The organism is Streptomyces diastatochromogenes (genome assembly GCF_002242805.1).
GTDB classification, from domain to species: Bacteria; Actinomycetota; Actinomycetes; order Streptomycetales; family Streptomycetaceae; genus Streptomyces; species Streptomyces diastatochromogenes.
Genome location: NZ_MCGQ01000062.1, coordinates 1 through 10,376, shown reverse-complemented (window position 1 = coordinate 10,376; position 10,376 = coordinate 1). Strand labels below are relative to the sequence as shown.

The following is a 10,376-nucleotide window of genomic DNA, read 5'->3' as shown; positions in this document are numbered from 1 at the left end:
TCCAACATCGGCCACACCCAGGCCGCCGCCGGAGCCGCCGGCGTCATCAAAATGGTCAAGGCCATGCAACACGGGGTCCTCCCCCAGACCCTGCACGCCGACCAACCCTCCCCCTTCATCGACTGGGACGCCGGCGCCGTACGCCTGCTCAACACGCCCCAGCAGTGGCCCGACACCGGCCACCCCCGGCGAGCCGCCGTCTCCTCCTTCGGCATCAGCGGCACCAACGCCCACGTCATCCTCGAACAAGCACCACCCGCCGAGGAGACCGAACCCGAACCCGCCGCCGGAACGGCACCAGTCCTCGTCCCGCTCTCCGCCCGCACCCCCGGCGCCCTCCGCGACCAGGCCCGCCGCCTCACCACCCACCTCGAACACCACCCGGACCTGGAGCCGTCGGCACTGGGGCTCTCCCTCGCCGTACACCGGGCCGCGCTCGGTCATCGTGCGGTGATCCGGGCCGAGGACCGAGACGGGCTGCTCGCGGATCTGGCGGTGCTGGCCGAGGGAGGCGAGTCGAGCCGTCTCGTGCACGGTGAAGCCGTCACGGGCGGTACGGCGTTCCTGTTCACCGGACAGGGCAGCCAGCGGTCCGGCATGGGCCGCGAACTGTACGACGCCCAGCCGGTCTTCGCGCAGGCGCTGGACGAGGTGTGCAAGCACCTCGACGAGCACCTCGGCCTGTCCCTGCGCGACCTCATGTTCGGCGCGGGCGAGGACGCCGACTGGCAGGGCCGGTTGCTGGACCAGACGGTGCACACGCAGACGGCGCTGTTCGCACTGGAGGTGGCGCTGTTCCGGCTCGTCGAACACCTGGGAATCACGCCCGACTTCGTGGCCGGGCACTCCATCGGCGAGCTGGCTGCCGCGCACGTGGCCGGCGTGCTGTCCCTGGAGGACGCCTGCACCCTCGTGGCCGCCCGGGGCCGGCTGATGCAGGCACTGCCGCAGAACGGGGCGATGGTCTCCGTGCTCGTCCCCGAGGAGCAGGTCGCCGAGCAGCTCGCCGGGCGGGAGCACGAGGTCGTGATCGCCGCCGTCAACGGGCCGGCCTCGACCGTGATCTCCGGTGATCTGCTCGCCACGCTGGAGGTGGCCGGGCGGCTGGAGGAGTCCGGGGCGAAGACCCGGCGGCTGCGGGTCAGCCACGCCTTCCACTCGCCGCACATGGACCCGATGCTGGAGGAGTTCGGGGCGGTGGCGCGCGGTCTGTCGTACCGTCCCCCGCGGATCCCGGTCGTCTCCAACGTCACCGGGGACCTCGCCACGACCGAGCAGCTCACCTCGCCCGACTACTGGGTACGGCACGTCCGCGAGGCCGTCCGCTTCCACGACGGCATCACCACCCTCCACGAGCAGGGCGTGACGACATACCTCGAACTCGGTCCGGACGGAGTCCTGTCCGCCATGGGCCGCACCTCCATTCCGGAAAACACCGATGTGGAGCCGGAGTTCGTCACGGCACTACGCAAAGACCGTCCGGAGCCCCTTGCCCTCGGCGGCGCACTCGCGCGGCTGTGGGTGCGCGGGACCACTCCGGACTGGCGGGCCGTGTTCGGCGGCCGGACGGCGCGGCGGGTCGATCTGCCCACTTACCCGTTCCAGCACCAGCGCTACTGGCAGCCGAACACGGCCCGGACCCAGGACGCCTCGTCCGTCGGGCTCGGCACGGTGGACCACCCCTTGATCGGCGGCGTGGTGACGCGCGCCGACGGCGAGGAACTGCTGTTGACCGGGCGGCTCTCGCTCGCCGCCCAGCCGTGGCTGGCGGACCACATGGTCCTGGACCGGGTGCTGCTGCCCGGCACCGCGTTCGTGGAACTGGCGTTGCGGTCGGGTGGCGAGGCCCTGGCCGGTGTGCTGGAGGAGTTGACACTGGAGGCTCCGCTGGTGCTTCCCGAGCGGGGCGGCGTGCAGTTCCAGGTGATCGTGGGCGCCCCCGATGAAGAGGGGCGGCGCGAGCTGACGCTGCACTCCCGGCAGGAGAGCGACGACCCCGGGCGGCCGTGGGTGCGGCACGGCGCCGGTCTGCTCGCCGCCGAGGACGCGCGGCGGGGCCCGGATCTCACCGTCTGGCCGCCGCACGGCGCCGAACCGGTCGACCTGACAAACCGTTACCAGGAGCTGGACGCACAGGGATTCGGCTACGGTCCCGCTTTCCAGGGGCTGCGCGCGGCATGGCGACGCGGCGACGAGGTGTTCGCCGAACTCCTCCTGCCCGACGGCCACTCCGAGGACGCGGCCGCCTTCGGCCTCCACCCGGCGCTGCTCGACTCCGCACTGCACGCCATCGAGCTGGGCGTGCTGCCCGGCACGGGTGAGCCGCGGCTGCCGTTCGCGTGGAGCGGGGTGCGGCTGTTCGCGACAGGGGCTACGGCGGCGCGGGTGCGGCTCGCGCCGGCCGGGGACGACGCGGTGACGATCGAGGTCGCCGACGCCGCGGGCGCACCGGTCGCCTCGGTGGACGCGCTCGCCGTACGGGCGGTCTCCGCCGAGCAGCTCGCCGCCGCCGGCGGCGCGGCCCCCGAGGGCCTGCTGCGCGTGGAGTGGGTGCCTGCCGGGCCCGGCACGGCGCCCGCCGCGACCACCGTCGTACGTCTGCGAGGCGGGGAGTCCGTGCACGACACCGTGCACGAGGCGCTCGCGCGGGCGCAGCAGTGGCTGGCCGAGGACCGGCCGGACGAGGAGCGGCTGGTCGTCGTGACCCAGGGCGCCGTCGCGGTGGCGGACGACGAGGACGTACGCGATCTGCCGGCCGCGGCGGCCTGGGGGCTGCTGCGCTCGGCGCAGACCGAGAACCCGGACCGGATCGTGCTGGTGGACGTGGAGGACATCGAGGACGAGGCTGCCCTGGCGGTGGCGCTGGCCACTTCGGACGTGCAGATCGCCGTCCGCGCCGGCCGGGCGCTCACCCCGCGACTGACGCGGGCCACCACGACCGCGACGGGAGCACCGGCGTTCGGGCCTGACGGCACCGTGCTCATCACCGGAGCGACCGGGGCGCTCGGCGGGCTGCTCGCCCGGCACCTCGTCACCGAGCACGGGGTGGGCCACCTGCTGCTGGTCAGCCGACGCGGTCGCGCGGCCGACGGGGCGGTGGAGCTGGAACGTGAGCTGGCGGCGCTCGGCGCGGAGGTCACCCTGGCAGCCTGCGACGTCGCCGACCGTGCCGCGTTGGACGACTTGCTGGCCGGTGTGCCCGCCGGGCATCCGCTGACCGGGGTGGTACACGCGGCCGGTGTCCTCGACGACGGGGTGTTCGCGACGCTCTCCCCGGAGCGCGTCTCCGCCGTACTGCGCCCCAAGGCCGATGCGGCACACAACCTGCACGAGGCCACGCAACATCTGGACCTGGCGGTCTTCGCGCTCTTCTCCTCGATCCAGGGCCTGCTCGGCGGCGCGGGCCAGGCCAACTACGCGGCGGCCAACGCCTACCTGGACGCCCTCGCCGGGCACCGGCGGGCCCTCGGCCTGCCGGCGGTGTCCCTTGCCTGGGGTCCATGGGCGGACGGCGGTATGGCCGCCACGCTCGGCGAGGCCGACCGCAGTCGCTTCGCCCGGCTCGGGATGCTCCCGATCGCACCGGCCCAGGGCATGGAACTGTTCGACGCCGCCGTGGCGCTCGGCCGGCCGGGGGCCGTGCCGCTGCCGCTCGACACCGCCGCGCTGCGGGCCCGCGGGGCGGAGCTGCCCGCCCTGCTGCGGGGGCTGGTCCGCACGCAGCCTCGCCGGGCCGCGACCACCGGACCCACGGCCGCCGGCGCGGGGCCGTCCGTCGCACAGCGGCTCGCCGGGCTCACCCCCGAGGAGCAGGAGGAGCAGCTCGTCGCCCTGGTCCGCGACGAGGTCGCCCGCACGCTCGACTACGGCGGCTCGGACGCGGTGGACGCCCGGCGCGGCTTCAAGGAACTCGGCATCGACTCGCTCACCGCCGTCGAACTGCGCAACCGCCTCAACAAAGCCACCGGACTCCGTCTGCCGGCCACCCTCGTCTTCGACCACCCCAACCCCGGAGCCGTCGCCCGTCTGCTCCTGACCGAACTGGCGCCCGCCGCCGAGGACTCGGCGCAGCCGTCGGCCGACGCCCTGGGGGAGCAGGACATCCGTCGCATGCTCTCCACACTGTCGATCGACCGGCTGCGTGGTTCGGGTCTGCTCGACCGACTGCTCGACCTCACCGAGCCGGTGCCGACGGCCGACACCACTCAGGCCGTCGCCCCGGCTCCGGACGCCTCCGACCTCGACATCGACGCGCTCGACGTCGACGCCCTCGTCCGCATGGCCAGCGAGAGCCACGGCTCCTGAGTCCCTGGAGAAGGAACAGCATGAACAACACCTCGTCCGAAGCGGTCGTGGCAGCGCTGCGGGACTCGCTGAAGGAGACCAACAGGCTGCGGCAGCAGAACCAGGAGCTGATCGCCGCCGCGCGCGAACCCATCGCCGTCGTCGGCATGAGCTGCCACTACCCGGGCGGCGTCACCACCCCCGAAGGCCTCTGGGAGCTGGTCGAGCAGGGCACCGACGCCATCTCGCCCTTCCCCGTCGACCGTGGCTGGGACCTGGAGCGGCTGCACGACCCGGACCCCGACCGGCCCGGCACCTCGTACACCCGCGAGGGCGGGTTCCTGCACGAGGCGGCCGAGTTCGACGCGGAGTTCTTCGGGATCTCCCCGCGCGAGGCCCTCGCCATGGACCCCCAGCAGCGGCTGTTCCTCGAAGCGACCTGGGAGGCCTTCGAGCGGGCCGGCATCGACCCGACCGGACTGCGCGGCAGCAGGACCGGCGTCTACGCGGGCATCATGTACCACGACTACGGGCCGTACCTGTTCGAGCCCGTGGAGGGGGCGGACGGCCACCGGCTGACCGGCGGGGCGGGCAGTGTGCTGTCGGGCCGGGTGTCGTACACGTTCGGCTTCGAGGGGCCGGCGGTCACCGTCGACACCGCCTGCTCCTCCTCCCTGGTCACCCTGCATCTCGCGGTCCAGGCGCTGCGTGGCGGCGAGTGCTCGCTCGCGCTGGCGGGCGGCGTCACCGTCATGTCCTCGCCCGGCACGTTCGTGGAGTTCAGCCGGCAGAAGGGGCTGTCCGCGGACGGTCGTTGCAAGTCGTTCGCGGCGTCCGCGGACGGCACCGGCTGGTCCGAGGGCGTCGGCGTCCTCGTACTGGAGAAGCTCTCCGACGCCCGTCGCAACGGACACACCGTCCTCGCCGTCATCCGCGGCAGCGCCGTCAACCAGGACGGCGCCAGCAACGGCCTGACCGCACCCAACGGGCCCTCCCAACAGCGGGTGATCCGGACAGCGCTGAGCAACGCCGGCCTCGACCCGGCGGAGGTGGACGCCGTCGAGGCCCACGGCACCGGCACCCGCCTCGGCGACCCCATCGAAGCCCAAGCCCTCCTCGCCACCTACGGCCAAGCCCACACCGACGAACAACCCCTCTGGCTCGGCTCACTGAAATCCAACATCGGCCACACCCAGGCCGCCGCCGGAGCCGGCGGCGTCATCAAGATGGTCAAGGCCATGCAGCACGGGGTCCTGCCGCGCACCCTGCACGCCGACCAACCCTCCCCCTTCATCGACTGGGAGGCCGGCGCCGTACGTCTCCTCAACCAGCCGCAGCAATGGCCCGACACCGGCCGCCCCCGCCGCGCCGCCGTCTCCTCCTTCGGCATCAGCGGCACCAACGCCCACGTCATCCTCGAACAAGCACCACCCATCGAGGAGACCGAACCCGAGCAGGCTCCGCTGCCGGTCACCGTGCTGCCGCTGTCGGCCCGCACCCCCGGCGCCCTGCGCGACCAGGCCCGCCGGCTCACAGCCCATCTCGACCACCGCCCGGACCTGGAGCCGTCGACACTGGGGCTCTCCCTCGCCGTACACCGAGCCGCGCTCGAGGAGCGGGCCGTGCTGCTGGCTGACGGGTCCGACGGGGCCGATGCCCTGCGGGCGGGGCTGGCCCTGCTGGCCGAGGGCGAGGCGGCCCCACGTCTGCTGCGAGGTACGCCGGTCGCGGGGGACACGGCGTTCCTGTTCACCGGGCAGGGCAGCCAGCGGGCCGGGATGGGCCGCGAACTGTACGAGACCCAGCCCGTGTTCGCCGCCGCCCTGGACGAGGTGTGCGGGCATCTGGACGGGCATCTCGGCCACTCGCTGCGTGAGGTGATGTTCGCCGAGGACGGCGAGCTGCTGGACCAGACGCTGCACACCCAGACGGCGCTGTTCGCACTGGAGGTGGCGCTGTTCCGGCTCGTCGAACACCTGGGAGTGCGGCCGAAGTTCGTGGCCGGGCACTCCATCGGCGAGCTGGCTGCCGCGCACGTGGCCGGCGTGCTGTCCCTGGAGGACGCCTGCACCCTCGTGGCGGCCCGTGGCCGCCTGATGCAGGCGCTGCCCGCCGGCGGGGCCATGCTGTCCGTGCTCGCCCCCGAGGAGCAGGTGGCCGAGCAGCTCGCCGGGCGGGAGCACGAGGTTGCGATCGCCGCCGTCAACGGACCGGCGTCCACGGTCGTCTCGGGTACCGAGGAAGCGGTCGCGGACCTCGACGCCGCGCTGACGGCGCTCGGGTTCAGGACGCGGCGGCTGCGGGTCAGCCACGCCTTCCACTCGCCGCTCATGGAGCCGATGCTGGAGGAGTTCCGCCGGGTGGCCTCCGGGCTGACCTTCGACCGGCCGCGGATTCCCGTCGTCTCCAACGTCACCGGGGACCTCGCCACGACCGAGCAGCTCACCTCGCCCGACTACTGGGTACGGCACGTCCGCGAGGCCGTCCGCTTCCACGACGGCATCACCACCCTCCACGAACGCGGTGTCACGACCTACCTCGAACTCGGCCCCGACGGCGTCCTGTCCGCCATGGGCCGCACCTGCATCCCCGAAAACGCCGACACCGAGCCGGAGTTCGTCACGGTCCTGCGCAAGGACCGTACGGCGGCGGAGTCCCTGGCGGCCGCAGTGGCGCTGCTGTGGACGCGGGGGGCGGCGCTCGACTGGCCGACGTTCTTCCAGGGCCGCACGACCGGGCATCTCGATCTGCCGACGTACGCCTTCCAGCGCCGGCGCTACTGGCTCAGCCACCGTGACTCACGCGACGCCGACGCGGAAGCCGCAGGTCTCGGGCTCGGTCCGGCCGGGCACCCGCTGCTGGGGGCGGCCGTCTCGCTCGCCGACTCCGACGCCCTGGTGCTCACGACACGGCTGTCCCTCGACGACCATCCCTGGCTGGCCGACCACGCCCTGCTGGACACGGCGCTGCTGCCGGGCACGGCGTTCGTCGAACTCGCCCTGCGCGCAGGCGATCTGGCGGGCTGCCAGGTTCTGGAGGAGCTGACGCTGGAGGCTCCGCTGGGCCTGGCGTCGGCGGGCGGGGTGCAGGTGCAGGTGTCGGTCGAAGCCGCGGACGACACCGGTCGCTGCTCGTTCAGCATCCACTCGCGGTCCGCGGGCGACACGTCCGAGGGATCGTGGACGCGGCACGGCTCGGGCGTCCTGGCCCGCGACGACGCCGGCGCCATGGCTTCCGGGGACGCCCCGGCCGTCTGGCCGCCGCAGGACGCGCGTCTGGTGGACCTGGACGGCTGGTACGACACGCTCGGTACGAAGGGACTCGTCTACGGTCCTGCCTTCCAGGGGCTCAAGCAGGTGTGGCGGAGCGACGACTCCGTCTTCGCCGAGGTCGCCCTGGCAGCGGAACAGGCCGCGGAGGCGAGGAAGTTCGGCCTGCACCCGGCGCTGCTCGACGCGGCACTGCATGCTCTTGAGCTGGGTGCCCTGGAGGAGTCGCCGGATCCGCGTCTGCCGTTCTCGTGGAGCGGGGTGCGGCTGCACGCGACCGGTGCGGCAACGGCCCGGGTACGGCTGACCCGGACCGGCCCCGACACGGTGTCGCTGCTGGTGTGGGACGGCGCCGGGCAGCCGGTGGCCGAGGTGGCCGCGCTGGGCCTGCGCACGGTCTCCGGGACGCAGGTGCGCGACGCGCTGCGGTCGTCCGGCGGGGACGACGCCCTGTTCCGCCTGGAGTGGGTGCCGGTGTCGGCCGACTCCGACGGACACGCCGGCGCCGTCGTGGACGTTCCGGCGGGCGGCCCGGTGCACGACACCGTGCACCAGGTGCTCGGCCGGGTGCAGGAGTGGCTCGCCGAGGACCGGCCCGAGGAGGAACGGCTGCTGGTCCGCACCCGGGGTGCGGTCTCCGTCGCGGGCGAGGCGCCCGACCCGGCCGGTGCGGCCGTGTGGGGTCTGCTGCGCTCGGCGCAGACGGAGAACCCGGACCGAATAGTGCTGATGGACCGGCTCGACAACGCCGCCGACGCGGACCGGGTGGTGCCGGGAGAGCCGCAGCTGGCGGTGCGGGAGGGACGGTACTTCGCGCCGCGCCTGGCCCGGGCCGCCGAACCGGAGTCCCGGCGGTCGCCGTTCGCCTCCGGTGGCACGGTGCTCGTCACCGGGGCGACCGGCGCGCTGGGCGGGTTCTTCGCCCGGCATCTCGTCACCGAGCACGGCGTACGTCATCTGCTGCTGGTCAGCCGGCGCGGCCGCGCCGCGGAGGGCGCCGAGGAACTCGAGCGCGAACTGACGGCGCTCGGCGCGCACGTCACCCTCGCGGCCTGCGACGTCGCCGACCGCACCGCCCTCGACGAACTGCTGGCCGGGATCCCCGGCGAGCACCCGCTCACCGGCGTCGTGCACGCGGCCGGCGTCCTCGACGACGGCGTGTTCAGCTCGCTCACCCCGGAGCGCGTCTCCGCCGTACTGCGCCCCAAGGTGGACGCGGCACGCAACCTCGACGAGGCGACCCGGGGCATGGACCTGTCGGTCTTCGCGCTCTTCTCCTCGGTCGCGGGCACGTACGGCACGGCGGGTCAGGCCAGTTACGCGGCGGCCAACGCCGGCCTGGACGCGCTGGCCCAGCGGCGCCACGCCGACGGGCTGCCCGCGACGTCGCTGGGCTGGGGTGCGTGGGCCGACGACGGCATGGCCGCGACGCTCGGCTCGACCGACCTGGCGCGTCTGGCCCGCACCGGCATCGGCTCACTGGAGCCGGCCCAGGGCCTGGACCTGTTCGACACCGCCCTGGCGCTCGGTGTGCCCGACGTACTGCCGGTGGCGCTCGACACGGCCGGTCTGCGGGCCCGGGGCGGCGAGGTCCCGTCCGTCCTGCGGGGACTCGTCCGTACGACGGCCCGCCGGACCGCGCAGGCAGGGGCCGTCACATCCGCCGGTTCGCTCGCCCAGCGGCTGGCCGCCCTCCAGGCGGAGCGGCGGGAGCCGTTCCTGCTCGACCTGGTGCTGGGCGAGGTCGCGGCCGCGCTGAACTACGGCGGCTCGGACGCGGTGGACGCCCGGCGCGGCTTCAAGGAACTCGGCATCGACTCGCTCACCGCCGTCGAACTGCGCAACCGCCTCAACAAAGCCACCGGACTGCGCCTGCCGGCCACCCTCGTCTTCGACCAGCCCAACCCCGGCGCCGTCGCCCGCCTCCTGCTCACCGAACTGGGCGGTGGCTCCGAGGCGGCCCCGGCTGCCACGGTGGCCAGGAGCACGGCCGCCGACGAGGAGGATCCGGTCGTGATCGTCGGCATGAGCGGCCGATTCCCCGGCGGAGTCGACTCGCCGGACGACCTGTGGGAGCTGGTCGCCAAGGGCGGCGACGCGATCTCCGGCTTCCCCGCCGACCGCGGCTGGGACCTGGAGACGCTGTTCGACCCCGACCCGGAGACGCCCGGCACCTCCTACGCCCGCGAGGGCGGGTTCCTGCGCGAGGCGGCGGAGTTCGACGCGGAGTTCTTCGGGATATCTCCGCGCGAAGCGCTCGCCATGGACCCCCAGCAGCGGCTGCTGCTGGAGACCTCCTGGGAGGCCCTGGAGCGGGCCGGCATCGATCCGACCGGCCTGCGCGGCAGCCACACGGGGGTCTACGCGGGCGTGATGTACCACGACTACGCGAGCCGTCTGGCCGCCGTGCCCAGCGACCTAGAGGGCTATGTGGGGACCGGCAACACAGGCAGCGTCCACACCGGCCGGGTGTCGTACACGTTCGGCTTCGAGGGGCCGGCGGTCACCGTCGACACCGCCTGCTCCTCCTCCCTGGTGGCCCTGCACATGGCCGCCCAGGCCCTCCGCACCGGCGAGTGCTCCCTCGCGCTGGCCGGCGGCGTCACCGTCATGGCGACGCCGAGCACCTTCGTGGAGTTCAGCCGCCAGCGCGGCCTGGCTCCCGACGGACGCTGCAAGCCGTTCGCGGCGTCGGCGGACGGCACCGGCTGGTCCGAGGGCGTCGGCGTCCTCGTACTGGAGAAGCTCTCCGACGCCCGCCGCAACGGACACACCGTCCTCGCCGTCATCCGCGGCAGCGCCATCAACCAGGACGGCGCCAGC

The 10,376-nt window shown here is 73.8% G+C and carries 2 protein-coding genes; both read left to right on the top strand.

The features are described from left to right. A partial coding sequence (locus BEK98_RS44125) for a type I polyketide synthase (protein WP_143684244.1) occupies window positions 1-4,305 on the top strand: 4,305 nt, incomplete at its 5' end. A 20-nt stretch (window positions 4,306-4,325) separates the two neighbouring features. Continuing rightward, a partial coding sequence (locus BEK98_RS44120) for a type I polyketide synthase (RefSeq protein WP_143684243.1) occupies window positions 4,326-10,376 on the top strand: 6,051 nt, incomplete at its 3' end.